Source organism: Actinoalloteichus caeruleus (assembly GCF_049311605.1).
In the GTDB taxonomy this organism is placed as follows: Bacteria; Actinomycetota; Actinomycetes; order Mycobacteriales; family Pseudonocardiaceae; genus Actinoalloteichus_B; species Actinoalloteichus_B caeruleus.
The window spans coordinates 1,443,027-1,469,840 of record NZ_CP186005.1 but is presented as its reverse complement, the minus strand read 5'-3'; the positions used below and the strand labels follow the sequence as shown (position 1 = coordinate 1,469,840).

The following is a 26,814-nucleotide window of genomic DNA, read 5'->3' as shown; positions in this document are numbered from 1 at the left end:
GACGCGAAGGCTACGCAAACTTGGCATTGATCAGTTCGGACATGTCCCGAATTGCCGAAGGAATTTTCGAGGAACCAATGGAAGCAATTCTTCGAGTTTCACCAAGGAGCGAATTGATAGCCCGAGTCGAACCGATATTTCCCGAATCATCGTAAAGACGTCGAAGCGCCTTTTCCGCATCCTCCCACTGTTCGATCTTCATAAGCGCCTCGAGCAGTCGAACCCACCATATGATGCGGTACTTCGGCTGGACGGACCGATCGACGGCATGCACAACCTCGTACAGGATCGGGGCAGCATCACCTGGTTGCCCAAGGTCTATGAGCGCGCAGGCGTATTGACCTTCCAGTTCCAGTCCGTCGATCCACCATGCCCATTCCGGATCATGATCCGACACGCCATCCAGGAAGTAGCTGCGCGCTTGCGCTATTAGCTTTATTGCCATTCGCTCCTCAAGCTTCGAGTATGCGCGCGCCTGCCTGATGAGGCACATTGCGTGGACACGTGAGGATACCTTTGAATCGATAATCGACTGAGCGACAGCGATGGCCTCGCCGTATCTTCCAACATGATTCGATTGCATACTCATGTTGAGTTTGACAAGGTTCTCCATCTTTCGGTCACCAGCCAGACTGGAAAGCACGAGCGCCTTCTCGTTCATCTCGCGTGCCTCGTTTTGGCGTTCACCATCATACGCGACCCAGCCAGCGACCTCGAAAAGCTCGGCAACAGCGGCACGCAGGTCCCTTTCAGTTCTTGAGTCCAGAGGTTCTCGCATCATCCGGTGATTCGCAGAGTTTGCAGCCATTGTCGCCAAATCCGCGATGGCTCGTGATCCCAAACTGACATCAAGCCCTATGAGGTGTCGCGACGTCGCGCGAACAGAATCAACTACGGCACTACCAGTCGAGATGCTGGGCATGAAGCCCTGACTTGCTGGGACATCAGACCCGACAGCCACGGGAAGTGCGGTGGTTCCCGCGTGCAACAAGTTATCGAGTTGGCCGAGGTCAACACCGAGGAGTTGCGCCAACTTGACGCGGCGATGCGGCTGCACATTCTGTTTTCCCGCTTCCCAGCGGCGTACCGTCGTCCAGTGGACCCCTAGTGCTTCCCCCAAGGACTCCTGTGTGTATCCAGCAGCCTTCCGGGCCCGAGCAAGCCCCATCCGGTGTTCAACCATTCGAGTGACCTTCCGACGCCGGCGGACTACAGCGTCCGCTTTGGACGTTCCCTGCCGATTTAGTTCCCTGGTTGGCCGAAGCTTCCATCAGGCAACCGTGCTCGGCCCAGGTCCGACCACCATAGCCCGCCACGACGATTATCAAGGACCGTTCACGTCGCCCTTACATCACTCCTAGGAGGTGCCCCTACGGCGACAGCGGACCACCCTGAGCTTTGCCAATGCTGTGGCACGGCGGATGCGGGTTCTGTGGATGGCTGTACGAGCCGCGCCGAGGGGCACCAGCCGGCCGCAGCCGCCGTTCCGGTCACGAGCATGCCCAACGCCCTCGCGGCGGCCGTGTACAAGTTGCTCCGGCACGGCAACTCACGCGGCCGGGCGTGAGGAGATCGTAGTCCTCGTTGGGCGCACCGAAACCCCCGAACTTCGGTGTGGAGGCGCGTTGACCAGCGCACGGCGCCTCCACACCTCGCCCGGCTGCTACTTCAAACCGGACGAACGACGGCGGGTGCTCTGCTTGCTCGGCCTGCCCTCGTTCAGCCAGGCGGGGATAACGCTGGTCACCGCAGCCGTGACAATGCCCGCTACGACCACAGCCTTCTCGTGCGGGAGCACGATCACGAGGGCAACCAGCCCGGCGGTCGCGGCCAAGGCGGCCGAGCCGCGGCGGCTCCCGACTGCGCGATGATGGGTGGACGAGGGACGTCGCCTCATCGGTTCTCCTTCGTGCTCGCGTCGCCCCGCCGACATGGATTCCAGCCCGGTGAGCGGGGCGACGCTCTTCTCACCGCCCCAACTTTGTCGGGCACGGGCGGCGCGCCACTGGCGCCGCGTAACCATCCTGACCTGCGAAAAGGAGTGCTGTTCGTCGCGAGACGACACTGGGGGTGATCGAGTAGAAGCCTTGGAGAAGCCAGTCTTCGCGAGGCAAACGCTGGTCAACAGCACGGGTTCAGTAGGATTCGTCAGGAGTCGTGAAGGGATCGATCCCATGCCGCCACGCCTGACCAAGCCGACGAACGTGCCCGCCTCGCGGCAACCCCTCGTCGATCTCCTCTGGCGCTTCTACGTCGCCGCCCGACGGCCGACGACGAGGCGGATCGCGGAGGTGATCGAGGCGTGGGATGACGATCGGCGCACCGGTACGGCCAACCACGAGACGGTTCGCCGTACCTTGCGAGGCGAACAGATCGGCGCGTGGCAAACCGTCGAGGTGATCTTCCTGGCGCTTTGCCAACTCGCCGACGTGGATCCCAACGACGCGGACGACCCCGACGAGAACGATCGATGGTCACCGCCCCCGGGCACTCACATTGAGCTCCTTCACCAGTACTGGAATCAGGCGGTGGACGACTCGCCGATGCCGGACGTTCCCAAGACGCGGAAGGAACGGGCGGAGCAAGCTGCGTTGGAGCAGGCACGCCCCGCCGCCCTCTGGGACTCCGCGCCCTCAGGCGCCAGCTCGTACCCAGACGAGGCACCGTTCTGAACGGTCGCCACCAAGTCGAGGGACGTGCGGTTCGTTGACCAAGCCCTTCGAACCAGCCCGAGTCGGCCGTACGCCCTGACGGACCACACGGCGGCAGGGACGGGATCACTGGAGCACCGCAGGGCCCCGACCAGAATCCTCCAGTCGTGCCGAGCGCCTCACCTGGCCACCACGGGATGAGCTCGCCGCTTGCCCCCGGCCACGCCTGCGCGAGACCGACGAACCTTCCAGCTGGCTCCGCCGAGCGACCGGTCGCACGCACCTTGCGAACCCTGGTTACCGCTTCCGCCCTGAGTGGCCTACACCAGCACGTGTCCGTCCGCAGCCACCGAGCTAGAAGGCGCGGTGTCGGTGTGCCGTTCCGACGATCAGAACGCCACACCGACACCAACCAGTCCCGAGGTCTCCTCACTCGCCGTCTGGGCTCGCGTCCCCCGCCGCCGAGCCCTCCTGCGGTATGACCTGGTAGCGCTTCGGTGAGTCAGCGACCCGGATCACGTACCCGTCAGCGACCAGCTTCTCCAAAGCATTCGCGACGGCTCCGCCAGAGCGCCCCAGCGCCTTACCGATCATCGCGGGTCCGAACGCTTCCCCCTGATGTGCGATCAGGAAGTCCTCGACCATGCCCCGCAACGCCCCCTTCGCCAACCGTCCGCGCTTCTGGCCGGTCGCCTTTGGGACGGAGGACGGTGTCCTGGTCCTGGTGCTGGCGCCGGACCCCGTACTGGGCGACTCCACGCTCGCATCAGCGGCTGGCGGGGCAGGGGCCACGGTGACGCTCGCGGCGTGTCTCGAGGACACCGATACTGCGGGGTCATGCGTAGCGACCTCGGCCGTGACCTTCTCGTCCGGCGCGGCGGCGCCTTCCGGGTTCGACGTCGAGAGCTCGCCGACCACCCCCGCCGGATCGTTATCCGTTGGGTGATCGGTGACGACGGTCAATCGTGCGGGCGTCGCACCGTCCTCCTCGGTCGTGTTGCCGTCGCGGGCCTGGAGGTCACTGGTGTCGGGGGTGATGGTCCAACGGTCGGCGACGCGCCGGCCGCCGGTGGCGATACCGGAAGTACGGGTCACGCTGCCCTCCTTAGCCCAGGCGGCCAGTAGTTTCGTCGCCGTCGACCGGCCGATCCCAGCGATACCGGCCAACTCGGCCGCCGACTTGCCGGGGTTGCCGTGCAGCGTCTCCCACAACCGGTCCTCGACTCTGTTGGCGCGGTCCGTTCGGGCAACGACGCGCAGATGGGTAGTGGTGGTATCAGGCATGACAGACTCCTGATCAGCTAGGTGACGGTCATGCCCCCGGGGGCGATGCGACCCCCGGCGCGCTACCGGTGGATCGGGTCGCGTGTCTATGAACGCTTCCTTCACCGGCAACAGTCAAGTCGAGCGTCAACAAAGACGACTGTCTTCGTAACACCCCTTGCGCATATACCAGTTGCGTCGGTCACGGCGATACCAGTGACCAGATCACGAGTGCTGTCACACCTGCGGCGACGAGGCCACCGATGAATCCCCGAAAGACGTACGTCAGCCGGTCAGGAATCGCTCCATCAGCGGCATAGTCAGCTGCATGTTGAATAGACAGTGCGGCCTTTGCGACATCCTGGGCAGCGTTGCTGAACTTTGCTTCGTAACCACCCTGCCGCAAGGTTTCGAAGTCGTTCCTTGCCTGACGCAACTGGTCGGCGGCTTCTTCGACCGCCTCGGCAGCGGATTGTGAAAGTTCAGCGTGATCCGGGATCTCATTGAGGACCTTGCAGGACTGCTCCAGCGACGTCACATAGTCCTGAAGGTGAGAAATGTTTTCCGTCGCCGTCCCCAGACTGGCTACCCAGTCAGACATGCTGTTCAGCTCTTGAGAGGATTGTTGCAGCAGGACTACGTAGTCCCGCAGTGCATCCAGACTCGAAGACGACCGCTCGAGCATAGGAACATAATCCATCATCCCTTGCAGCGCGTTCGCGGAATGAGCAAGAGAAACAACAGATTCGGCATCGAGGTGAGGACGCTTGAAGGTCTCATCGACGAGAACCCTGAGCAGGTTCGCGCTCTCGCGTGACACCTGCTCCACGTCATTAATCGCCTTGGTCAGTTCCACTTTTGTCTCGCCGATGATGTCGTTGAGAGTCGATCCCAGAAGATCCTCGAGGCCGTCCTCGGTCAATCCCTGAAGGTCGACAGCCATTTGGCCTTCTCGTGCCGTCTTCCAGTCAGTGAGAGTCTCGACACTGTACTGAATGCTGGTAACCTCACCGTCCACCAGTTTGTGATGGTAGGTGCACAGCAACAGGAGGTTGGGAAAAGCACGTCGGTCGTCGTCGGTCATCGACGCGTCATAGCGGGGCCCACCTTTCTGAGCCGCGCAGATGTGGGAAATCTCCGCAAGGACCACCGCAGTGCCGTCGCTCGCCATCCGCACGACCTGCTCCTGGCAGTCCGGTTCGTAACACCGGCCGAGGCTGAGCGCGAAGAGAGCCTTGCGCGTGGGTTCGGAGTAGTTACGTGCCTTCATGACAAGCCCTTCGTCGTGTCGCGCTCAGAGTTGTCGCGACCTGACGGAGAGGGTACGAACGAGTACCGACAGTAGCCGACGGAAGTCGTCGTCTTCCCCGGATCAGAGCAGGCGTCAGCCCACGGACGCTCCGCAGTTCCCTGGTCAGATTGGTGGTTGCACCACCCCGCACGCGCTTCGTTACTCAGCGCCCCAGCCGTCTCGCCCCCGCATACCGATCCCCCTCCCACCGGTAGTTTCCGATCTGAACGGGTTGTCCGAAGGTGGGGGCGTGAATCATCTGGTCGTTGCCGAGGTAGAGGCCGACGTGGGTGATCTTGCTGGCGGGGTCGCCGTAGAAGACCAGGTCGCCAGGCAGTAGTGGTGCGTCGACGGGCAGTCGGGGTCCGGCGTGGTACTGGGTATGGGCGGTTCGGGGAAGGGAGATGCCGGCGGCGGAGTAGGCGGCGGTGGTCAGACCTGAGCAGTCGAAGCCCGCGTGACCTGCGTCGGGTCCGTCACCGCCCCACACGTACGGCAGGCCGAGTTGTCCCATGGCGTAGTCGATGGCGGTACTCGCGGCCTGAGTGGGGGCGTGCTGGGTGTCAGTGCGGGTGGCGTAGGTCTGGGCCTGGGCGAGGACTTTCGCTACGTACCAGTCGGCTCGGTTGTAGGCGAAGACCGCGGCGTGGAGGTCGTCCGGTGCCCCGGAATCGCAGAGGTACAGGGCAGCGGCGTGAATCGCGTCGTGCGGGTCGTAGCGCGAGGGTGGGGTGCCACCACCGGGCGGGATCCGGTCGGCGACGGAGCTGAACGTCGGTTGCAGGAACTGCATCGGCCCGCCTGCGCCCGCGTAGTTCTCGCCGTCGTGAACTCCGGGAAGGGGGACTCGACCGTGGTCGGTCTCGACTTTGCCGATCGCGGCGAGGACCGACCAGTCCAGCCCGGGGCAGGTTGGCGCGGCCTGGAAGTACAGGGCGAGGTAGTCCGCGGGGATGTCGTCGAGTGCGATCTGACTCGGGGCGCTGTCGTCGGAACCGAACAGGGACGCGGTGAGGCCGTGCAGCAGCGCTGCGATCAGCACCGGGACCAGCAACAGAACACCGAGTGCGGCGGCGGCGACCTTACCGACCAACGCGTTTTCCCGGGTACGGCGTTGTCGAGGCAGCGGAGGACGGGGGCATGGGGTCGGGCGGTGGCAGGGTCGGCGCCAGCGAGGGCCCGGGGTCACCAGGCGCGGATGGTGGGTTCGGGACTGAAGCAGGGCCCAGGTAGGGCCAGGCGTCGGGCAGGCGGTGTAGTGGACGGCGGCCTCCCGCTCCGGTGGCGTCCAGTGGCAGCCAGACGGCGTCGGCGGGATTGGCGTGTCCTGCGGGTGGTTCGGGGGTGGCGGTGGCGACAGGAACGCGTTCAGGATGGTCGAGGTCGGCCCAGGCACGGGCTAGGGCGCGGCGGGCACCGGTTTCACGGCGCGCTGTGGGCAGCCATAGCAGGATCGGCGTGGTGATGCCGGTGGCTTCGGCGAGCCGGGCGTAGCCGTGGAGTTTGGCGGTGACCACGCGCAGGGCCTCGCTCCCGGTGTCGTATTCGAGGAAGAACTCGACCTCGCGGCCTTCGGTCTGCCATCGGCCGTAGGCGTCGGGTCGGACGAGGTCGCCGAAGTGGCGTGCGACGCGGGTTTCTGACCACCAGGACGAGAGAGCGGAGGCGGTGTCACAGCGGGCGCGGTGTACAAGGCTGGTGAACCAAGTGTTGACTCCGACGGTGTGAGCCAGGCGCAGGCTGTAGGCGATGCCGAACGCGCGTTCCCGCCGGTAGCCGAGGTCCCTGACGTCCAAGCCTTCCTCCGCGGCGAGGACGCTGGCCCCGGCGGGTGCCAGGACGTAGTGCATCGGCGCGGCGCCCAGCGCCGCGAAAGGTTGGAAACGGTCGAGCAGGCTCCACGTGAACAGTTCCAGCAGCCGTTGGCGGGTGGCGCGGCCCGAGGGGAATGCCAGGTCGGTGATCTGGTGTGAGGTCAGCACACGATGCTCATGCAGCATGCGCAGCAGCCACCGGTCCCGGGCGGTCAGTCGCGCTGCCAGAAACGCTTGGTGCTCGGTCGAGTTCACGATCCGTGGCCTCGGCCGAGCGGCTTCGGGGCTGCGGTGGTTTCGCTGAGGGGTGGGCGGTCGGGCCATGGCGAGCCTCCTACAGAGCTCGAGGGCGGCGGGTGGGAACGCGGGTCGGGTTCGACTCGGGTGACGTTCTGCCGAGGACGGCCGTCAGCGGACGCGGCGGGGATCGGTACGTGGCGCGTAGGGGGCGCTTCTCGCGTTCGGGTCGTGCGGGTCGAGGTCGTCTGTGGCGCCCGGCTGCCGTTCGGCAGCGGGTGTGGTGGCGGGGCGGTCGCGCAGCGCGCGTCGCAACTTCCGCGCGCGGCCGGGGACGGCCGGGGGCAGGGGGTTGGTAGTGAGGGTGAAGGGTGGTGTGTTCTCGCCGGCGACGACGAGGCGGGTGGCGGCGTGGTAGGCGCCGAGGTGCGCGAGGTCGTGGTCGCTGAGCCGGGGTGCGGTGTGGCGGGCCAGGTCGCCGGCGTCCTCCGGGGAGGAAGTGAAGAAGATTTTGTTGCGGGCGTTGGTGGAGATGCCCTCCCGGAGGTCGCGTGGGAGCTGGCCGAGGTGTTGGTGGGCCAGGGTCATCGACACGCGGAAGCCGCGGGCTTCGGCCAGCATGTCCTCCAAGGAGTAGGGCAAGTTCAGGAAGTTGTGGCATTCGTCGATGACCATGGAGGCGTCGCGGCGTTCGGCCTGTGGGGTGTGGGCGCGTCCGGTGGTTGCCTGCCAGGCGCGGGCGACGATCAGGGAGCCGACCAGACGGGTCGTCTCCTCACCCAGGGAACCCTTGGGGATGCGTACCAGGCAGATCCCGCCGTCGAGCACCTGGTCAAGGTCTACAGTGGATTTCCCGGCGGTGAGGGCATGCCGGACGAAGGGGCGGAGCAGGAACCCGCGGAGCTTGTTCATCAGCGGGGAGACGACCTGGGAGCGGCTGGCGTCGGTCAGGTCGGCGTACCAGGCCCAGAACCCCCGAAGGACGGGGTCGGTGACTCCCGCGGTGACGCGAGTACGGAATGCGGGCTCGGAGAGCAGGCGGGGCAGGTCGGCCAGGGTGGTGACTCCCTCCTGAGTGCGCAGGGTCAGGCAGGCCGCGCGCAGGAGGTCGTCCGTGCGGGGTCCCCAGAAGGCGGAGTACACGCGGCGGAACACCGAGACGATGTTGTCTACGACCAGGTCGGTCTCACCGCCGTCCAAGGGGTTGAGGCACGGTGGGCGCAGGCGGGAGTCGGCGTCGAAGAGGACCAACCGATCGGCCGCTGCGGCAGGCAGGCGGGAGAGGACGTCGGTGACCAGATCGCCCTTGGGATCGACGACGACCAGCCCTCGCCCGGCCTCGGCGTCGTCGAGGATCATGTTCGCGAGCAGGGTGGACTTGCCCGAGCCTGTCGCGCCGAGAACGTGCAGGTGGTGGCGGGTGTCGGGCACCCACACCGCAACGGGTCGCCGGTGTCCGGAGTCGGCTGAACCCAGCGGTTTGGCTTGCGGCCCCGGGGCAGGCACGCCCGGTGGTGGCGGCAGGGCGCGGGCGCCCGCGCGTTGAACACCGGGGGTGGCCTCGTCGACGGGCAGGTGCGCCAGCGCGGCCAGTTCGGGCACCGACAGCAGGTCGCCGCGGCCCAGGCACCGATCAGAAAGTGTCCGTTGGGGGCGGCGGAGTCGGCGACGGGTGTAGTGGTTGTGCTCGGTGTAGGCGGCGAATGCCGCGGCCAGGGCGTGTGCGCGGCCTCGAGCGGTCTGACGAGCCTGCCGCACTTCCTCCGCGGCCGCGTGGGGTGGGACGTCGGCCGTGACGGCGTAGCGCAGGACGGTCTCGTACTGGGCGCCGCGCTGTTTGGCGACCACGACCCGGTTCTGCGCGGCGTAGTCCAGTGCGGTCTGCGGATCGCCACCCGGTCGCGTCGAGGAGACGCGACGGTGTGGGGTTCCGCCGGGGGTGAGCAGGTCCAGCAGCGCGCCGAGAGGCCGGGCCGCGCGGCCGGTGTGCAGCCGTCGAGCAGCACGGCGGGCACGGGCGACTCGGCGGCCGGTGACCGGTCGGGCCAGTACCTGAACGCAGGCATGTTCACCTGGCCCTAGACCGACGGGAGCTCCGATCAACGCGCGCAGCGGGTCGACGTCGAAGTCGGTGCGGATCGGCAACGCCTCCGACCGGGCCAACCGCAGCTGCCCGGCAACGAGCACCCGAGGACGTTCCGCAGCCTCGGGAAGTGGTGGTGTGGCGGGCTCGGTGCGGGTGTGGGCGCCAGGCCAGGCGGCCTCCACGGCTCGTTCGACCAAGCCGGGAGGAACCACCCCGGGCACCCACACCCGCAGGACGACGCCGGTCTCGGAGAACAGGTACTCCCACACGAGGTGCGGTTGGTCCCCGAGTAGGCGGGCAAGGGTCGGGCGGAGCAGGCCGACGAGGTTCGACCACAGCGCCGCCCCGCCCGCCGAGTCCACCGCGGGTGGCGCGAGAACCGTCACCACCCGGTCGTCGTGCATCAGCCTCCGCTGGTGGCGGCGCTGCCACCACGACCGCACGACGAGCAGCACACCAAACGCGGCGAATACGAGCGGGCCGACCACCGGCCCCCACTCGACAAGCCACCCGCCGAGCCGACCCAGCACGGTGCGCGTGGTACCGCCGGGATCGCGCAGATAGTCCCCCACCCACCCGCCGAGTCCTGAGTCGGCGGTGGTTCGAGTCGGTGCGGTGAACGAGTGTGGGGACCACGAGGACGTGAACATGCGAGCTCCTCCTTTCCTCGTGCGGACGTGGGATCAGTCGTGGTCGAGCGGGAGGTGCTCGTCAGCGGAGTCGAACTCGTCGGCCGGATACCAGTCGAGCTCAGGCTCGAGATCGACGGCGCCGCCCCCGTCGGGGCCGGCTCCGTCCCGATCGGCGAGTTCGGCGGGGTTGCTGGTGACGAGGTCGTGCTCCGTCGGTGAGGCCAGGGATTGGAACGCGACCCGCTGGGTTCCTGCCGAGAGCAGTCCCTGGCCGCGGTCAGCGGTGAGAAGGAAGCGACGTTCCCCACCGGAGAGGTCGAAGGTCGCGGTGACCTCGTCGATGGCTTGCGACGCCTGGCGCAGCAGGATCTGCGTCGCGGCATTGGCCACGATCGCCTTCCCCAGCTCGGAGCCGAGGACGTCGGCGGTGTCCTGGGTCGCCACCGTCAGCCCGGCCCAGTGCTTTCGAGCGGCCTTGGCCATTCGGAAGAGGAACTCGGCGCCGGCGGGCTGTCCCATCAGCAGCCATGCCTCGTCGACGACGACGAGGCGGGGGCGTCGCAGGCTCGGGTTGGATACCCGGCGCCAGACGGTGTCGAGGGTGAGCAGGGTGCCGATCGGTTTGAGCTCGTCAGGCAGGTCGCGCAGGGAGAACACCACGAGGTGCCCTTCCGGGCGGGTGGTGGTGGGTCCGTCGAACAGGGTGGAGAAGGCTCCGTCGACGAACGGGTGCAGCCGGTCGGCCAACTCACGTGCGGCCGGGTCGTCAGTGGCAGCGAGGGTGTCGCGCAGGTCGACCAGCAGCGGCGCCGGCCGCGTCCAGGTCCTCGAGTCGCCGGTAATGCCCGCTCCCCGGTAGGTGGCGGTGATCGCCCGGTCCAGCGCGGCACGCTCCGTCGCCGTGGGTGGTGCGCCGAGCAGGACGGCCAGCAGGGTGTGGAGGAACAGGCTGCGGCGCAGGAGGGCGTCGCGGGGTGCGGTGCGACGTCCGTCGGGCCGGGTGTGCACGGGCAGGTCGAACGGGTTGACCCGCACCTGCGCACCGCCGAGGTGGACGTAGGTTCCGCCGACCGCGCCGGCGAGCCGGGCGTACTCGTCCTCGGGGTCGATGACGTGAATCTCGATGCCTCGGTAAAGGCTGCGCAGCAGTTCGAGCTTGACCAGGTAGGACTTGCCCGCGCCCGAGCGGCCCAGGACGACGGAGTTGTGGTTGTCCAGCGCGAAGCGGTCCCAGTGCACTAGGCCCTGGGAGCCGACGTTGAAGCCGTAGAGCACACCGGCCGGCGCCGCCGGGGAGGCCGGGTCGGGCGGCGGGAGGTCCGGGCTGGTGAACGGAAACGCCGCCGAGAGCGCTGCGGTGTCGAAGGTGCGGCGCATTCCGACCAGGTCCAGGCCCATCGGCAACGTCGTCACCCAGCCTTGCAAGCTGCGATAGGTGGTGGGCTTGGCGTCGAGCAGCAGCGAGGCTGCCAACGAGCGGATCGCGCCGGTCTCCTCGACCAGCTGCTCCCGGGAGGTGGCGTGCACGGTGAGGTAGAGACCGACTCGGAACAGGCGGCCCTCGCCGCGAGCGACGCGGGCGGACAGGTCGTAGGCGTCCTCCGTCGCGGCTTCAGCCTGCGGATCCAGCAGCCGCCCTTTCTCGGCGGTCTGCCTGCGCCCGGACTCCAACTTCGCGAGCTGCCGTTTCAGCCTCGCCGCCGCGGTCACCGGGTCGACAGGTTCGACGTGCAGGCTGACGTCAACGCGTCCCGGGTAGGTCACCAACGGCTGCAACCAGCCCGGGTGCACCTCGCGGGGGTAGCCGGCGATGGCAAACGAGGCCACCCACTCGGAACCGACCTCCAGGTGACGAGCACCGACAGACAGCGAATCCGGGCTGAACATCGGGTCCCCGCTCGGCTCCGCCGCCCGCCGAGGCGTGTTCCTACGCCGGCGCCTCACACCGACCACCTCGCAGCGAACTCGGCCTCCTCGCCGTCGTCGAACAAATCGTCGACCGCACCCGCACCGGTTGCGCTGGTGATGACCTCGTCGGCGCCGGCGGTCTCGGTCGAGGGCGGCAGCAGGGAGTCCGGGGAGCACGCCGAGGCCAGCACGGCGGTCGCCTGACCGGCCGCCAGCGGCGTCACCACGATCCCGCTGGGCCCTAGCAGTTCGGCGGCCTCGGCCAGTCGCCGCACCAGCCGCGATTCCGCAGCCCGTCGCGCCGCTTCCTGCCCGGCCGCGTGCGGATCCGGGGAACGACGCCACCTCAAGGGCCGCGCGGAGTCGTCGGCAGTGGGCGAGTGCAGGGGTTCACGCAGGATGAGCAGGACCTGGCGGCGCAGCAGATCGGTCTGCTCACCGAGCTGCCGCAGGTAGTCGGCGTGTTCTCGGGCTGCGGTCTCCAACGCCGGATGCGGCAACACCGGCGCGCGCTCGTGGAGCTCGCGGATCTGCGCGGACACGTCGAGGCGTTCGGTACGGATCAGGATCTGCACCGGTGCGGTCAACGAGTGCAGGTAGCGACCGAATGAGCTCACCAGAGCCTCCTGTTCGGTCGGAGTGCGCAGCGCGAAGTTCACCGTCGAGCACACCGCGACCACTGCCAGCCCATCCCGACCCAGGTCGATCACCCCGGCCTCCGACACCCCACGTGCGGGCAGCCGAAGCGCAGCAGGGGCTTCCGCTACATCGGGACTGGTGGTTGTCGCATCGGCGGTGACGCTGGCGACGACCCAGTCCGGCACCGGCCGCGCCTCCTCACCCAGGGCGATCCGTCTGGCCGGAGCACGGCGTTGCCGCCAGGCGGCCAACACGAACCGGTCCAACGACAACCCGTCGCGTTGTCCGACTGCCAGCAGTCCGGTGGCCGCACCGAACGGGATCGCGACGGCGAGGAACACTGGCCACGGCACCCACGGCTGCGCCAGTGTCCAGCCCCCGTAGAGGATGAGGCCGGCCACGACCAGGATCACCAGTTGACGTGCGGTCAACGTCCCGAGGACCCGGTCCGGGCGGTCAACGTCAGCGGGAATCCGCACCGGCTGAGTCACGGCGAATCTCCTTTCCGTTCAGGGCTGGACTCCGGAGGCGGCGTTCGGAGTGACCGGGGCGGTCGCGGCAGATCCAGAGGTAGGCGCTGCTGGCCTCCCGTCGAGCGGGGTCGAGAGGACGAGCTCACCGGGGGTTGCGGGGATGAGGGCGCCGCAGGGCCTGCGGACGGGCCGGGCGGAGGTTCGGGCCTGCTCGACGGAGGAACACGCTGAACGCCGTCGAGGGGCAGGCGGTATTGACCGGAGCGGTCCGGCCGGTTGCCCTGGTAGGGGTCGAACGGCAACGGCGGCTGCCGCACACGCGGCTGTCGAGGCGATCGCGGCGGCGGGGCCTCCTTCGGTCGGTCGGGACGGGTGACCTTCCGCACGCCTTCCAGCGGCAGTCGGTACTGGCCCGACCGGTCGGGACGGTTGCCCTTGTACGGGTCCAATGGCAACTCCAACTGCCTCCCGCGTGAGGACCGACTCGGTCGGGGCGAGGGCTCTGCCGATGGTGTGTCGTCAGACGGCGGGGATGCGCGAGTGACGTCGAGGGGCAGGCGGTTCTCCGGCCAGTCCTGTCCCAACGGCAGCGTCAACTGCCGCCCCCGCCGGCCTGGTGGTCCCTCGGCCTTGCCCTGACCCGCCGTCGGCGGGCTCGGCGGGCTGGTCGTGACGGGGCGCCGAGTGCGCACCCCGGGCAGTGGCAGCGTGTACTGCCCGTCGGCGGTGATCCGCGATCGGGCATACGGATCCGGCGAGGACGCCGCGCCGGCAGCGGCAACGGCGTTGCCACGGTCGCCACCCGACGGCTTGCCCGAACCGTTCCTACCGCCGCCAAGCAACCCGAAGGTCTTGTAGGCCAACCAACCCTTGAACGCGGACCCGATCAACGAGCGCCCGCCGCCACGGATCGAGGACAGCACCCAGAAGGGAATCTTGAACAGGATGTAGAGCAGCGCGATCGCCACGATGAGGTTGACGAGACCGTCGGTTTGCGGCCCGAACTGGGTGAACCCGCCGGGAGTGAGGAACACCCGGATCGCGGTGATCAGGGTGAGGCTCTGCACGACCTGGATCGCCAGACACCCGCCGAACGCCCGCCACCACCACTTCGCGATGCCCTCGGTCTGGGGCAGGGCGTGGAACATCAACGCGATCGGAGCACCGACGACCAACACGATCGTCAATGCCACCCGCACCACGTAGGTGACCAACAACGCCAGCAACAGACCGGCCAGCACGAGGCCGAGCAGGATGATGACGAACCCGCCGACCAACGACTCCATGATCATCTCTTCGAGGGCGCGGGCAGTTTCTTCCCCGTCGACACCGCCGCCCATCAGCGCACCCGCCAACGCGTTGGCGACATCGATCGCCATTCCGGCCAGCACCAACGACAACGCACCGGCCAGGAACCCCACCGCCAGGCGTGGGGCGATCTCCTTGATCGAGTGTCGGGTCTGCAACGACTCGTAGGCCATCACCAGGACTCCCGCGGCAGCCACCAGTACCGCGTAGGAGGCCAGCAGGATCTGCCACGACGACTCCCACAGTTCCGCCACCCGGGGCATCGATTCTGGCGTCGGCGTGGTCAGCAGCGTCCGGCTCAGCAGGTCCAGCAGGGGGTTGAGGGCACCGGTCACCACGCTCCGGAAGAAGCCGTCGATCGCCTCGTTGACACAGGCGGGGATGTCAGTGATCCCGCACTGCGACTCCGGCTCCGGGGGCTCCGCGGGCTCGGGTGACGGCGGCTCGGTCGTCGGCGGTTCCGGTGCCGGCTCCGAGGCGTCCGGGGGTTGCGGTGTCGGTAGGCAGAGCACGGGGTCGTAATCCGGCAACTCACACGAGGGCGGTGGTGGTAGCGCCGGAGGCGGTGACTGCGCGACCGCCGACACGGTCGTGACCACCGTTCCCGCCACGGCAAGGATGAGGACCACCACCAGGCGCAGCACCGTCCGCCGCCGGGCGCGAGCTCGGCAGCCAACGAGGTGGGGTCGACGTCCCGCTTGGTGAAGACGCGTCCGGCCCATCGTCAGGCCCCCACGATGCCGCGCAGGATCTCCACGACCAGCGGCGCCAAGACAGCCAACCCATAGCCCCACCCCGCGGACTTGAACGCTGTCTTGGCCTTCTCCACCTCACCCGGATCGCCCGCGGCCATGACGTAGCGGACACCGCCGATCGACAGGAACACCGTCGCCAACCCAGCGAGAATCCCCATCAGCCAGTCGCGGATGTTGTTCAACACCTCGTCCACCGACTGCGCCTGGGCCACCACCGTCTCCGTCGCAGTGGCCGGGACGGCGAACACCGAGAGACCGACCGCGACCAACCCCACGACCGCCAGCGGGCCGGCATTGGCGACGGTGGCACGGCGCACCGCGCGGGCTGGCACACCCGCAGTCATCTGATGCCTGATGTCCGGGTCGGCGTGCTCACTCGGCCAGCGACGACGGGTCCGCTGCCGTCGGCGAACGACTTCTGGTGCGGTCGTCGTGTCGACGTCGGGACGGCTGGAGGCAGAAGGATTCAGGAGCATCGGGGACCCTCCGGAGACGAGGAAGCGGCCGGGGTGCCCGGGAGGGTCGAGGGCCTCCCGGACACCTGAACTCCGGAATCAGGACCTGGTTTCGACGCCGTCGGCGCTACTTTCTGCTTCCCGTCGACCAGTGGCACGCTCACGGTGGGTGATGACGACGGCTGGCTCAGCGCCAGAGCAGTGGGTAGCTGAGCTGCTGGATCACCACCTGCTTCGGTCTCATCAGCGGTGGCACGCAGGTGGGCGACCAGACGGTGTTCGGCGCGGCGACGTGCCTGATGCGTCGCCGCGTAGGTCACGCCGCGAGCGGCGGCAACCTCGCTCAGCGACTGGCCTCCCAGACGGGTGGCGGCGATCAACTCGGCCTCACTGGCCGACACGACGCCTTCTGCTACGGCGCGGGCGAGAACGAGGTCCGGGTGCCCCGAGGGCGGCGTCGGAACAGCGACGTGAGACGCAGGACCGGTGGGAACCGGCGCGTCCAAGGCTTCCCTCACAGCGGCGTGCCCAGCGCGGTAAGCCGCCCACCGCAGGCGCAACATCACCCGAGGCTTGCGAAGGTCGATGCGCGGCAGCTCAGCGAGGAACCCGGTCAACACCGCAGCGTGAACGTCGCAGGGGTCGCCGGCGAAGCGGGCTGAGAGGCGCGCGGCGATGGTCACCAACGCCGGTAGCGCGACCCCGACGCACCCGACTGTCCACGCCGAGCCGTCGGTGCGGGCCAGCAGCACCAGGTGCGCCCACACCGCGTCACGAACCGCCTGACAGCACCGCCGAGCCAACAACCGTTCCCGCACCTCGTCCAACGGCACCCGCCGAGCCGGGAACGAGGGAAACAACCGACCATCTACCGAGAGCGCGTTCGGACCCGACACCAGAAATCCGAACGCGGACCGCGCAACGTCCAGCGGCATCGGATCACGTCGGACATCCTCATACGAAGGCATGGGCACAACTCCTGAGGGCGACACCAGAACTGACGCCAACAGAAGGCCACAGCAGCTACTACCCGCCTGCTACCGAACCGCTACCGAACCACTACAGATCCGCAGCGATGAGGCTTTATCCGCATCGGCCGGCAACCCGGAGAACGATCAGAACGAACCAGCCCGGTGATCGGGCGTAGTAGTACCTCACCTGCTGATACACCGGCCGTAGTAGCTGCGTAGTAGATCAACATCGGCCCGCCGACCGCCACTGCACAGTGATCCACAAAGTTTCCACAAGTCCCGTCATCAGCGATCCCGGAACCGAAGAAGTCCCTTACCCCATCGCCACCTACTCGGGCGAGCTCACTACCGCTTCGAGTTCGGCTAAGCGCACCCGCACCTCGAGCGATCCAGGCACCACGAGTGGCACCCCGATAAAAAACTCAGCACCACATGTCGAAAAATGCAGCGCACAACGGAGTTCAGAGATGTCACCGCACGCACTCTCACAAAACCCATCGGAAGGACTTCGTGGTGCCCACTACGCCTCGACACGAAAACCGCCCCGCATCCGCCGGTCCGCCTTCGGCGGCGAGCCGGTCGGCGACCGGCGCGGCGCGTCGTTCTCTTCGCACGGCCCGCCCATCCCGGATGCCCACCATCCCCCCGACCGTCTGGACCGTGGGCACCGCACCGCCGAACAGCGCCGCCGACCTCTGGGACCAGAACGTGATCGAGCAGGTCGTCGTCTCGTTCACCCGACCCGGGCATCGCGTCCTCCTGCTCGACACCACCAGCAACTCACAGACCGACGGCACGGCGCCCGAACTTGAGCAGCCCGACAGTGTTCGTGCCGGCACCGGTGAGACGATCGCGGCCCTGGGACGCGGCAGCGTCGTCCTGCCCGCGACCCAACAAACGGATGAGGGCGCCTCGGCCACGCCCTACTGGGCCGTACTGATTCCGGGTAACGAGGTCAACGACTCCGCTCCCGCGACAGCCCGCCCCACTCCAGGCGGGCCAGACTCTCCGGCGGATCTGGTGATCGCCGTTGTCCCACCGAGCTGGACCGGACAACGCGTGCTCGATCACCTAGCCCTTCGGGTGGCCGAACTGCTGCGCACCGGAGGCATCCTCGCCGTAATCACTCACTGTGACCGCAAGCAGGGGCGATTGGTCGACCCGACCGGCTCGGTCGTCGCGGCAGCACAGAACGCCGACCTGCTCTACCTCCAGCACATCGTCGCCGTGCACTCCCACCCCGCCGACGTTGCGAACACCGACGCCGAACACAGCGACGGAGTGATCTTCGGGCCGCACGTGCTGACGCACTCCGACGTGCTCGTCTTCGCCCAACCCCACGACCACCACACCCCACCCCACGCCCCGACGCACGGACGTTACGCACTCGATTCATCCGATGACTAACCGCGCCCGCTGCTGCTGCCACCTCCCAACCCCCTCAAACACCGAAGGGAACCCAATGCCCCACACCACGCGGAGAGTCCCCACCCTTGACGACACCCCCACCCTTCCGATCCCCGCCGACGTGATCAAGGACATCGACCAGCGAGCTCGTCCAGCTCACGCGTCCGACGAACCTCACCGGGCGGGTTCGGTGTGGGATACCGCACAGCAGTCACCTAGCGCTCAGCGCAAGGGCCGTTACGTTGCCGAGTCCACCCCGCACCCGGCCAAGATGCTCCCTGCGGTGGCCGCCCACGCCATCGACCGCTTCACGCGTCCGGGTGACCTGGTTCTGGACCCCATGTGCGGGATCGGCACCACCCTGGTCGAAGCCGTTCGCACCCGGCGCCGCGCGATCGGCGTGGAGTACGAAACCCACTGGGCTCACGTCGCTGCGGCCAATGTTGACCTCGCCCGCCGTACTCACCCCAACCTCGATGGCCAAGTCTTCCAGGGGGACGCCCGACAGCTCGATCACATCCTGCCGCATCAGATTCGCGGACAGGTCGCGTTGGTGGTCACGTCTCCGCCCTACGGACCCTCCATCCACGGGCGGGTCTCCGTCGTGCCCGGAGGCGGAGTGCACAAGTACCACCACCTCTACGGCAACGTCCTCGACCGAGGCAATCTGGCCAACATCGGCCATCACCGCCTGCTGGCCGGGTTCACGCGCATCCTCACCGCCACCGCCGGATTCCTACGGCCCGGGGGACGCGTCGCCGTCACCCTGCGACCGTGGCGAGAGCACGCCGAGTTGATCGACCTGCCCGCCCAGATCCTGGCTTGCGGCACGCGAGCCGGGCTCGTCCCTGTCGAACGCTGCGTCGCCCTACTCGCCCGTCGCACCCCCGAGGGACAGATCATTCCTCGGGGCTCGTTCTTCCAACGCGACTTCCTGCGCAAGCAGCGAGAGAAGGGTCTACCCCTGCACCTCATCGCCCACGAAGACGTCCTCGTCTTCCGCACGCCCACGCTCAACGAGCGGCACGACCCGCAGTACCCCGCGAACAACGTCGAACCGTCCACCTGGCGCATGGAGCTCGAGGGTGCCACGTGAGCGCCCGCGTGCACTGCTCCCACTGCGGATTCCGCCGCCACTATCACCGCGCCGACACCGCCGCCGATGTCGCCGCCCGGCACCGCTGCCCCACCCACCCCGGCAACCAGCCCATCACGCACTCCACGCCACACCCTTCACCTTCGCCGGCGCCGTCGACCGTGCCTTCGGCGAGTGCGGCTGCTCCGTACGACGCTGGCTGGTGACCACCACATCGTGCCCAGCAGCGGGGCGGGCTGGACCTCAGCGTCCAGGCCGCCCCGCCTGGTACGCCGCCCCGGCTCCGGCCACCCAAGTACTGGACGCGAGTCCTCCTGCAGGATCGGGAACACGCGCTCCGGGCTGCTCAAAATCTACTCATCCGCCACCCGCAGCACGCTCCAGCCTAGGTAGGCGAACCCGCGCCGTGCTCCTGTAACTACTTACCTCGCATCTCATCGATGCGTAGCTGCGCTTCACGGTCGATGCTCACAATGCAACGGTCTACCGCTTCCTCAACAACCTCCAGGACCTCCTCTATTTCCGCGAAAGCCCGAAGAACATCGGTCGCCACGGGTATTTCGGACAGGCATCGAGCTTCGTGAAACCAATCCTCGATCACCTTTTCGGTGACTGACAGGGGACGCGTCCAGAAATCCTCAGGCAACTCGGTTTCGACATCAGCGAAACCCTGAGGAGCCTGCTGAACTAGACGTAAGGTCACTTGCCGAGTTACGCCGGGAGGGATAAATTCCCCGATCTCATCCAAATTATCCAGAAGCGCATCAAGCCTTGCCAATAGGTGCCTGGAAAGCGCCCGTGAAATTCCAAAGTGGTCGAGCTTGAGGGAATCGAGAAAGTAGTCCGCAACATGATTGGCAAGCGCTTCCGTATCGAACAAATCAGCAGGCAGGGTGGATTTTGGCAAGTTTCCATCGAGCACACTCGCGATACCCGCAGGCACCTGACCAATCTGGCGCATGTTGTCTTTCTCACTTTTCAGCAAGTGACAGCAAAGAAAGAAAAGTATCTGCACGGCAGGTCCGAGAACATCTGCGCGCACGGTGTCGCGATGATAGGCCGCATTTCGATACCGATGCAAAATCTTAAGACAGGAGGCGTACTCATCGCCCAAGGCGAAGCCATCCTCAAACACGTAATCTACAAGCGCTTCGTAGTTGCGCTCGATCTTTTTCCTGCGCGTCCTAGAAAGCGACCTTAGCTTGATGTCAGCTTTGAGGCGTCTCCCTTCTTCATCATCGACGGGGACATCCCGCATTCGGTGGAGTAATCCATCGAAAAGCTCAGCCATATCCATTTTAGCTCGCGCCGTTCGCATAAGTGACATCTCCGCTGCGTTGTCCAAAAGCAGCAGATAAATCCGTCCACGCGGGACATCGCCAGGCATCGCGAGTCGTCTCGCCTCTGCGATTTGAACCACGGTTCGTTCCAGCTCATCCATGGACGACGCCAACGACTAACCCCCAAGAATCCAATTTGACTTCATCATATCAAGCGTCGTGAGTCTGTATCGCGTCGCCACCCGAAAGGGCCCCCAGAAATAGATCCCCCGGTCACATCACAGTCCCGGTAAACCGACTCTATCCGCCAAGCCGACCCAAAACCTAGTTTTCTATGGTTTCCCACTTCCTCGAAGGAGTTCAGTGGCAGCCAGCCGCATGACAATCCTCACGCTGAGCCGGGAGCACGATCGGGCACGAAGGAGCTGGATAATGGTCAACGCGTGACGTGACCATTCGGCACGTATTCCGATGCGGATCGGGACACTTGATCCCGATGAGAAAAGGCCGCATGGGTTAGTACTTCCTCCCGTCACACTCGGATCACCTCCATTTGAACGCGTGCGTATGACAACTGGCCACAGCGAACTTTGATCAGGAGTAGCCATGCTTCCCGATCCTGACCGCGAGGTGACCTCACCAAGCACGAAGCCAGACAGTTCACCTGCTCACCAGATCCTGCATACCCCCGCCGAAGCGGCTCGATTGCTGTCGGTCAAGGAGAGCTGGCTACGCCGCGCGGCGGGCCGACGCCTAATTCCCTCGACACGTCTCGGCAAGCATCTGCGCTTTTCGGCCGGTGACCTCCAGGCCATCGTCATGGATGGAGCTCGACCGTCATGCGCTTCTAGTCCCTCGGCCCGGCATCACGGCAGAAACCACGCTGACTATCCGTGAGCCACATGGGGTGGCGTGCTGGACCTGATCCGGGAGCTACCCACAACTTCTTTGTGGCTTAGGTCCATTTCGTAACCTCGCCTGTCCGGGGTCACGGAGACCACTCCACGCGTGAACACATACCGATTGCTCTCCAGGTCAGGCTGAGCGGCAATAGGTCCCGCTCGGCCTGACCCAGGGGTCGACGCCAAGGCAGGAAGGAGAAAAAGCCCATGGCATGGGTGGAACGGCACGGCGGCAAGTGGCGGGTTCGTTACCCGACCGGCGACGGGACCCTGGCCTCTGACTCGGGGTTCCCGACGAAGACCGCAGCGCAGGAGCGGGCGAAGGACATCGACTTCCGCCTCCGGCATCCAGAGCCGAAGGAGCAGCGGGCGAACCGGATGTCGCTGTCCGAGTGGATCGAGGTGTGGTCTCAGGCCCACGACGTGTCACGCGGCACCTGGGCGAAGTACCGATCACACCTGCGCAACCACGTCGAGCCGAGGTTCGGCGGAAGTGCCCTGTCGGACATCTCGCGCATGCAGGTGAAGGGATGGGTCAAATCGCTTCGCACACGGCTGGCCCCGGCCACGGTGACCGACGTGGTCACGCTCCTGTCGATGCTCCTTGGTGAAGCAGTCGAGGAGAACCTGATCGGGTCGAACCCATGTCGCAGGTTGCGAATCAGCACCGGTGACTTCCGGGAACGCCAGATCGCGGAGCCGTGGCAGGTGACACGGATCGCCCAGCGCATGCCCGAAGGACTGGGACTGCTGGTGGTGACCGCCGCCTACACGGGCCTGCGATGGGGTGAGCTGGCCGCCCTGCAGTGGAAACGGGTCGACCTGGTCGAGGGCACCGTGCGCGTCGACCCCCAGACCGGGGCGCTGCACGAGATTGGCGGGCGGGTGGAACTCGGCCCACCGAAGACGCCCGCCTCCGTACGCACCGTGCACCTACCGAAGTTCCTCACCGACGCCCTGCACGTGCACCGTGGGATCCAGGATCACGACCACGTCTTCACTGGAGCCGAAGGAGGAGTCCTGCGGCGGTCGAACTTCCGACACCGCTTCTGGCTGCCCGCCGTCGCCGGAACGGAACGACGCGGGCTGGCTCCGCTACTCCCCGGCTTCCACTTCCATGACCTCCGTCACACTCACAAGACCTGGATGATCGAGGACAAGATCCCGGAGATCGCCCAACACGCACGTCTGGGCCACCGGATGCAGGGCGCCCAGGGCATCTACTCGCACGTGACGAAGGTCATGATCGACGACATCTTGGCCAGGCTCAGCCGGCGGTGGGAGATCACCCAGTAGAGCTCAGTTCCGGTAGTGCTCAGAACCGATCCTCCCAAAATCCTCCCAAGACGCAGAAAGCCCCGCCGACGAAGATCGTCGGCGGGGCTTCTGACCACCATGTATAACTGGTGGGCGATACTGGGATTGAACCAGTGACCTCTACCGTGTCAAGGTAGCGCTCTCCCACTGAGCTAATCGCCCGAGGCGGAGGCGGGAATCGAACCCGCGTACAGGGCTTTGCAGGCCCTTGCCTAAACCACTCGGCCACTCCGCCGAATCCCGGCTCGCACCGAGACGTCGGCCTCGTTACGGCCGCTCAGAGCGGACGACGGGACTCGAACCCGCGACCCTCACCTTGGCAAGGTGATGCGCTACCAACTGCGCTACGTCCGCAGAAGCAAGGCGGTGAACCCCTGGGCTTGGATCCTCCCGGGGAGTCCCTGCCTCGCTGTCGTGATGAGAACTCTAGCGGACCCCGTCCTGGTGGATCAAACGGGGGGTCCCCAAACACGCATGGTCGGCCGTTTCCGCTGGTCAGGACCGGTCGTGAGGGAGCAGTCGCGCCAGCGCGTCGTCGACGTTGACCCAGAGGTTCTCGTTGCCGGGCATCACGACGTCGTAGGTCTGGTCCAGGAAGTCGGCGAGCTCCTGCGCCGAAGCCTCGAACATGGCATGCCCCGAGGGGGAGCTCAGCTCGATGACGACGACCTCGGGGTTGTCCATCGCGGGCCGCAGCCGGACGTCGCCGTCACCGACCTCGGCGATGAGTCCGTCGGCGAGCAGGTCGCGGGCGAAGACCCACTCGACACTGCCGCCCCGCCCCGTCTGGAACGCGGCGACGATGGCGTAGGGGTCGCGGGTGTCGTACCGGAGCTCCACGTGCACCGGCACGGCCGGCGTTCGGGGGGCCAGCAGATCGAAAACCGCCTTCGAGCAGAGCGTCACGTGATCGTTGCGCATTGTTGTTACCCTCTCCTGTTCACTACTGGTCTGAAACGACCGACCACAACAGTTGTGACGCGTAGAGACCCGAAAATGCTCGCATTGGGCCGAGACATCACCCGTACGGGTCAGAACTAATTCGTTGGGCGACCGACCAGCTGCGCTCCGTGCCCAGAATCCGAGGAATCTCTCCTGGCCGTCCACCTCCGCCCGGGAGGAGCGGGCAGTCATCTCGCTGCGTGACGCAACTGGCCCTGGACGCACGGTGAGTGCCACGGCGAGCCACTTCCACTCTTGTCACATGCCGCCATCGTCCGTCCTGAGCAAACCAGAGCGCAGCCGCGCCGGCCATCATCACATTGCGGGAAAAAGCACAGGGTGAGCCGTCGCCGGGAGCTCTCGCGCGCCCCCGACCACCCGCCCGGAGGGGCGACGCGGGAGGCGACCCACCTCGGCACGGGAGACGCGGGTGCCAGGAGGCGGGTGGCCGCCCACCAGGCGTTCCCGTTCCATGATCCGGCCGCGACCCCCCGGGCGAAGACCGCCGAACAGGTGGTGTAGTGTTCTTCTCGTCGCCGGGGAGCCCCGGAGGCACCGGAGCCGGCCGAGCAAGCGGAAGTGATTCCGCCCTCGACCAGGAACCACGGGCGATTAGCTCAGGGGGAGAGCGCTTCGTTCACACCGAAGAGGTCACTGGTTCGATCCCAGTATCGCCCACCCAACGCAACGGCCCTACCCGATAGGTTCGGGTAGGGCCGTTGTCGTTTTCCCAGGTGCTCCCTGGTCGCGCCAGACCGGGCTCGTGTGCCCGTCGCCACCCCTCGTGAGCGGTCGTGCCGCGACGTTGCCGGGCCGGAGCCGGCCCCCTCATCCGCCGCCCTCCACCGTCCTTCCGCGTGGTTGGCGCCCGGACCAGCGTCGAGGCGCACCGGACGTCGAACGGACGGTGGTGGCGACGACGGCGGTGCCGTCCTCGGTCAGTCCCCCGCGTACCTGATGTTCGGCCGGGGCGGCGGCGCCATGTCCGCGCCGAGGAAGTAGTCGAGGTGGTGGGACTGCGGGTAGCCCTTGAGCGTCATCCCGTTTCGGTAGGCGGGGTTGTGGGCGAGCGTGTAGATCCTGGTGTCCGTCGGCTGGTCCGTGGTGAAGATGATGAGTTCGTCGTACTCGGCGTTGGTGTGAACGACCTCCTCACGCCAGTCGCCCAGGATGTCGCCCACGAAGGCCGGGTTCGGTCCGCTGGCGTTGACCGCGCCGTGCCGCCAGGTGGTGACCAGCCTTCGAAGGCTGTTGCTCGGTCTCGGGTCGTTGGGCTCCCACTTCTCGATCTTGCCGTCGTTGAGCAGCTCCATCGTCAGATCGCCGTCCCACCACAGGCCGAGGTGCGGCCACGGCGCCAGCGAGGTGTCTGGTTCGGTGAGGGTGTTGGTGGGCGCGTTGTACAGGCCGGAGAACGACCAAACCTCCATGCCGGGGTGGTTGGGGTCGATGTCGCCCGCCATGCCGCGGCCGACGTCGCTGACGCCCTCCTCGACGTGCTGCCACAGCATGGTGCCGTCGCTGGCGTCGTAGTAGTACTCGCGCAGGCCACCGGGGTGGTCCTGCTGCACCCCGTACCCCTGGAGGCCCGGGCGGGTCGGGTCCATCTTGGCGATGTGGAAGCGGTCGCCGTGGACGATGCCCTGCTCCCCCAGGCTGTAGCGGAGGGTTCCGTCCCCGTTGAGCACGAAGCCGATCTCGGCGATCTCGTCCCTGCCGTCGCCGTCGACGTCGACGATGCGGGTGTTGTGGCCGTCGGGGGCGTTCTGGTCGCCGCGCAGCCACGTCCACTGCCGCGTCAGGTCGCGGCCGTCGAAGTTCCAGGCGGCCATCATCAGGTTGAAGCCGCCGTCGCCGACGCGGTTCTTCATGTAGGAGACGACGCTCGGCGTGACGCCGTCGAGGTGGCCGACGCCGAGGCGCGCGTACATCGGCCCGTCGGACAGGTAGTCCGTGGGGACGGCGGCGGTGGCCCGGGACGCGCCGGTCATACCGTCGAGGATGGCGATGAACTGGTGGTCGTCGTGGTCGTGGGTGAAGGTCTCCCCGTCTCCGAAGGTGACCCCGTTGGCGATGCGCACGGCGACCTCCGCGTGCCCGTCGCCGTCGAGGTCCTGGACGGTGACCCCGTCCCAGTGGCCCACGTTGAGGGTGGACGAGCCTCCTTCGATGTTGTTCTGGTCCATGCTGTTCGGCCCCATGTCGACCTCCCAGAGGAACTCCCCGTCGTTGCGGTAGGCCTCGAGCTTCTGGGGTGCGGTCTGCCGGTCGAGCACGTAGTCGTACTCGCCGTCACCGTCGAGGTCACCGACCCAGACGAACTTGACGGGGCCTCCGGGTCGCAACGGGACGCGGACGACGGGTTCGACGGGGTTGTCCGCGGGCAGGGTGAAGGAGCCGCTCGGATCCTGTTCGGTGTCGTCGAGCACCGGACGCACCCGGTAGCTGTTGGGCTGGTCGAGGTCGGCGGTCGAGTCGACGAAGTTGGTCCCGCCCGTGAGGACCTCGGAGTTCAGCCGCTCGTACGGCCCGCCGGAGGCGGAGCGGTACACGTGGAAGCCGATGTCGTCCGGGTCGAGTCCGAGGAGCCGCCAGGTGACGAGGACGTCGGAGCCGCTGGAACGCACCGCCACGACACCGCGGTCGAGGCGCTCCATCACGCGCGGCGTCGAGATCGCCGGCTCGCCCGGTGGGTCGTCACCGCCGTGGGGCGGGTTGGTCACCAGGGTGGCGCTGGCGGTCAGTACCAGCGCGCTGATCGTCGCGGCTCGGCGGCGGGGACGCGTGACTGCCATGAAGTCCTCCCTGACTTCCGATGGTCATGCGGTGCTGTGTGCGGATGGTGCGGCGCTGGCGGGACCGGCGGGGTGGACCCGGACGGCGGGCGGCGCGGGGCGGGGTGGGGTGGGCGGTGGCGTGGCGGATCCCGGAACACGCTCAGGGCCTCGTACCGGGTTCCGGGGACGCGGCGGGCGTGTGGGCTCGCGTTCCCGTGCTCACGGGGGCGGGCCCTCCCGGCCGCCGGGTGCCCGGGGAACGTCACGGGCGGGCCGACGGGGTCACCAGGGGGCGAGGTCGCTGCGGGCGGACGGCGCTCCGCCGCTGTGCGCGCGGTTCGGTGGGCCGGAGTGGCCGACGGGGGTCCGAGGATGTCGGGCGGCCGTCACCTACGCCCTCCCCACCACGGCCGTTTCCCGGTAGCGGACCGACTCCATGTATACGGTTACATAAGGATGGGAGCACGGTGCCGCCGGTGCCGTCAAGGGAGCGGGCGCCGGCATCCTAGGGTGGCCGCGTCGTTCCCCCTGGGCGGGTGGCGCGGGTTCTCCCTCCGATCCACCCTGTGGGCGCGGCGGTGATTTGACACCAGTGCGCCAGCCCGGAACC

The 26,814-nt window shown here is 67.0% G+C and carries 18 protein-coding genes and 4 tRNA genes; 6 read left to right on the top strand and 16 right to left on the bottom strand.

Annotated elements, in window-relative coordinates; all coding sequences use genetic code 11:
• Positions 1–10: 10 nt before the first annotated feature.
• Entirely contained in the window at positions 11–1,183 is a 1,173-nt protein-coding gene (locus ACOJVX_RS06615; protein ID WP_418153394.1) for a helix-turn-helix domain-containing protein, read from the bottom strand.
• Between the two features lie 991 nt (positions 1,184–2,174).
• Here ACOJVX_RS06615 and ACOJVX_RS06610 point away from each other — a divergent pair.
• On the top strand, positions 2,175–2,672 hold the full coding sequence (locus ACOJVX_RS06610) for a hypothetical protein (RefSeq protein ID WP_418153393.1): 498 nt from the start codon (positions 2,175–2,177) through the stop codon (positions 2,670–2,672).
• Between the two features lie 408 nt (positions 2,673–3,080).
• Here ACOJVX_RS06610 and ACOJVX_RS06605 read toward each other — a convergent pair whose 3' ends face one another.
• The 9 genes from ACOJVX_RS06605 to ACOJVX_RS06565 all read right to left on the bottom strand — a co-directional run bounded on the left by ACOJVX_RS06605 (position 3,081) and on the right by ACOJVX_RS06565 (position 15,533).
• Positions 3,081–3,935: a MarR family transcriptional regulator gene (locus ACOJVX_RS06605; protein WP_418153391.1), complete on the bottom strand. Its 855-nt coding sequence runs from the start codon at positions 3,933–3,935 to the stop codon at positions 3,081–3,083.
• A gap of 181 nt (positions 3,936–4,116) precedes the next feature.
• The gene (locus ACOJVX_RS06600; protein ID WP_422647330.1) at positions 4,117–5,184 is read right to left on the bottom strand and encodes a hypothetical protein; all 1,068 of its coding nucleotides are present in this window, start codon (positions 5,182–5,184) and stop codon (positions 4,117–4,119) included.
• Positions 5,185–5,368: 184 nt separating this feature from the next.
• Complete coding sequence (locus ACOJVX_RS06595; RefSeq protein ID WP_422647329.1) at positions 5,369–6,298, bottom strand: NlpC/P60 family protein; 930 nt, start codon at positions 6,296–6,298, stop codon at positions 5,369–5,371.
• Positions 6,288–7,343: a replication-relaxation family protein gene (locus tag ACOJVX_RS06590; RefSeq protein WP_422647328.1), complete on the bottom strand. Its 1,056-nt coding sequence runs from the start codon at positions 7,341–7,343 to the stop codon at positions 6,288–6,290. Before ACOJVX_RS06590 ends, ACOJVX_RS06595 begins: the two co-directional genes overlap by 11 nt.
• An 84-nt stretch (positions 7,344–7,427) precedes the next feature.
• The gene (locus tag ACOJVX_RS06585; RefSeq protein WP_422647327.1) at positions 7,428–9,992 is read right to left on the bottom strand and encodes a type IV secretory system conjugative DNA transfer family protein; all 2,565 of its coding nucleotides are present in this window, start codon (positions 9,990–9,992) and stop codon (positions 7,428–7,430) included.
• A gap of 33 nt (positions 9,993–10,025) precedes the next feature.
• Positions 10,026–11,861 carry a VirB4 family type IV secretion system protein gene (locus ACOJVX_RS06580; RefSeq protein ID WP_418153387.1) on the bottom strand — a complete coding sequence of 612 codons (1,836 nt, stop codon included), beginning with the start codon at positions 11,859–11,861 and terminating at the stop codon, positions 10,026–10,028.
• 53 nt (positions 11,862–11,914) lie between these two features.
• A complete protein-coding gene (locus ACOJVX_RS06575; protein ID WP_418153386.1) occupies positions 11,915–13,012 on the bottom strand; it encodes a PrgI family protein in 1,098 nt (365 codons plus the stop codon).
• Positions 13,009–14,832, bottom strand: coding sequence for a hypothetical protein (locus ACOJVX_RS06570; protein ID WP_418153385.1), 1,824 nt, complete (start codon positions 14,830–14,832; stop codon positions 13,009–13,011). Before ACOJVX_RS06570 ends, ACOJVX_RS06575 begins: the two co-directional genes overlap by 4 nt.
• Positions 14,833–15,026: 194 nt before the next feature.
• A complete protein-coding gene (locus ACOJVX_RS06565) occupies positions 15,027–15,533 on the bottom strand; it encodes a pilin (protein ID WP_422647326.1) in 507 nt (168 codons plus the stop codon).
• 1,610 nt (positions 15,534–17,143) lie between these two features.
• Here ACOJVX_RS06565 and ACOJVX_RS06560 point away from each other — a divergent pair.
• Positions 17,144–17,890 (top strand): hypothetical protein, encoded by a 747-nt coding sequence (locus tag ACOJVX_RS06560; protein WP_418153383.1) that lies wholly within the window; start codon positions 17,144–17,146, stop codon positions 17,888–17,890.
• Positions 17,891–18,011: 121 nt separating this feature from the next.
• Positions 18,012–18,986 (top strand): TRM11 family SAM-dependent methyltransferase, encoded by a 975-nt coding sequence (locus ACOJVX_RS06555; RefSeq protein ID WP_422647325.1) that lies wholly within the window; start codon positions 18,012–18,014, stop codon positions 18,984–18,986.
• A 418-nt stretch (positions 18,987–19,404) separates the two neighbouring features.
• On the opposite strand, the gene ACOJVX_RS06550 is transcribed toward ACOJVX_RS06555, so the two are convergent.
• Positions 19,405–20,427, bottom strand: coding sequence for a hypothetical protein (locus ACOJVX_RS06550; protein ID WP_418153381.1), 1,023 nt, complete (start codon positions 20,425–20,427; stop codon positions 19,405–19,407).
• Positions 20,428–20,872: 445 nt separating this feature from the next.
• Between ACOJVX_RS06550 and ACOJVX_RS06545 the strand changes: the two genes are divergently transcribed.
• Positions 20,873–21,163, top strand: a complete 291-nt coding sequence (locus ACOJVX_RS06545) for a helix-turn-helix domain-containing protein (RefSeq protein WP_418153380.1) — start codon at positions 20,873–20,875, stop codon at positions 21,161–21,163.
• A gap of 212 nt (positions 21,164–21,375) precedes the next feature.
• The gene (locus ACOJVX_RS06540; protein WP_418153379.1) at positions 21,376–22,464 is read left to right on the top strand and encodes a tyrosine-type recombinase/integrase; all 1,089 of its coding nucleotides are present in this window, start codon (positions 21,376–21,378) and stop codon (positions 22,462–22,464) included.
• 108 nt (positions 22,465–22,572) lie between these two features.
• Here ACOJVX_RS06540 and ACOJVX_RS06535 read toward each other — a convergent pair.
• From ACOJVX_RS06535 to ACOJVX_RS06520, 4 genes are all read right to left on the bottom strand, one after another.
• Positions 22,573–22,647 (bottom strand) — tRNA-Val (locus ACOJVX_RS06535).
• A 1-nt stretch (position 22,648) separates the two neighbouring features.
• A tRNA-Cys gene (locus ACOJVX_RS06530) sits at positions 22,649–22,720 on the bottom strand.
• Positions 22,721–22,766: 46 nt separating this feature from the next.
• Positions 22,767–22,839: transfer RNA gene (locus tag ACOJVX_RS06525), tRNA-Gly, on the bottom strand.
• 141 nt (positions 22,840–22,980) lie between these two features.
• On the bottom strand, positions 22,981–23,406 hold the full coding sequence (locus ACOJVX_RS06520) for an SsgA family sporulation/cell division regulator (RefSeq protein ID WP_016699318.1): 426 nt from the start codon (positions 23,404–23,406) through the stop codon (positions 22,981–22,983).
• A 627-nt stretch (positions 23,407–24,033) separates the two neighbouring features.
• On the opposite strand from ACOJVX_RS06520, the gene ACOJVX_RS06515 reads away from it, so the two are divergent.
• Positions 24,034–24,105 (top strand) — tRNA-Val (locus ACOJVX_RS06515).
• A 260-nt stretch (positions 24,106–24,365) separates the two neighbouring features.
• Here the strand turns inward: ACOJVX_RS06515 and ACOJVX_RS06510 are convergent.
• Positions 24,366–26,222 (bottom strand): hypothetical protein, encoded by a 1,857-nt coding sequence (locus ACOJVX_RS06510; protein ID WP_051313814.1) that lies wholly within the window; start codon positions 26,220–26,222, stop codon positions 24,366–24,368.
• Positions 26,223–26,814 lie beyond the last annotated feature (592 nt).

Coding starts and splice junctions, on each gene's coding strand:
- ACOJVX_RS06615 (WP_418153394.1), bottom strand. CDS start 1,183: ATGGTTGAACACCGGATGGGGCTTGCTCGGGCCCGGAAGGCTGCTGGA.
- ACOJVX_RS06610 (WP_418153393.1), top strand. CDS start 2,175: ATGCCGCCACGCCTGACCAAGCCGACGAACGTGCCCGCCTCGCGGCAA.
- ACOJVX_RS06605 (WP_418153391.1), bottom strand. CDS start 3,935: ATGCCTGATACCACCACTACCCATCTGCGCGTCGTTGCCCGAACGGAC.
- ACOJVX_RS06600 (WP_422647330.1), bottom strand. CDS start 5,184: ATGAAGGCACGTAACTACTCCGAACCCACGCGCAAGGCTCTCTTCGCG.
- ACOJVX_RS06590 (WP_422647328.1), bottom strand. CDS start 7,343: ATGGCCCGACCGCCCACCCCTCAGCGAAACCACCGCAGCCCCGAAGCC.
- ACOJVX_RS06585 (WP_422647327.1), bottom strand. CDS start 9,992: ATGTTCACGTCCTCGTGGTCCCCACACTCGTTCACCGCACCGACTCGA.
- ACOJVX_RS06580 (WP_418153387.1), bottom strand. CDS start 11,861: ATGTTCAGCCCGGATTCGCTGTCTGTCGGTGCTCGTCACCTGGAGGTC.
- ACOJVX_RS06565 (WP_422647326.1), bottom strand. CDS start 15,533: ATGCTCCTGAATCCTTCTGCCTCCAGCCGTCCCGACGTCGACACGACG.
- ACOJVX_RS06550 (WP_418153381.1), bottom strand. CDS start 20,427: ATGGATGAGCTGGAACGAACCGTGGTTCAAATCGCAGAGGCGAGACGA.
- ACOJVX_RS06545 (WP_418153380.1), top strand. CDS start 20,873: ATGCTTCCCGATCCTGACCGCGAGGTGACCTCACCAAGCACGAAGCCA.
- ACOJVX_RS06540 (WP_418153379.1), top strand. CDS start 21,376: ATGGCATGGGTGGAACGGCACGGCGGCAAGTGGCGGGTTCGTTACCCG.
- ACOJVX_RS06520 (WP_016699318.1), bottom strand. CDS start 23,406: ATGCGCAACGATCACGTGACGCTCTGCTCGAAGGCGGTTTTCGATCTG.
- ACOJVX_RS06510 (WP_051313814.1), bottom strand. CDS start 26,222: ATGGCAGTCACGCGTCCCCGCCGCCGAGCCGCGACGATCAGCGCGCTG.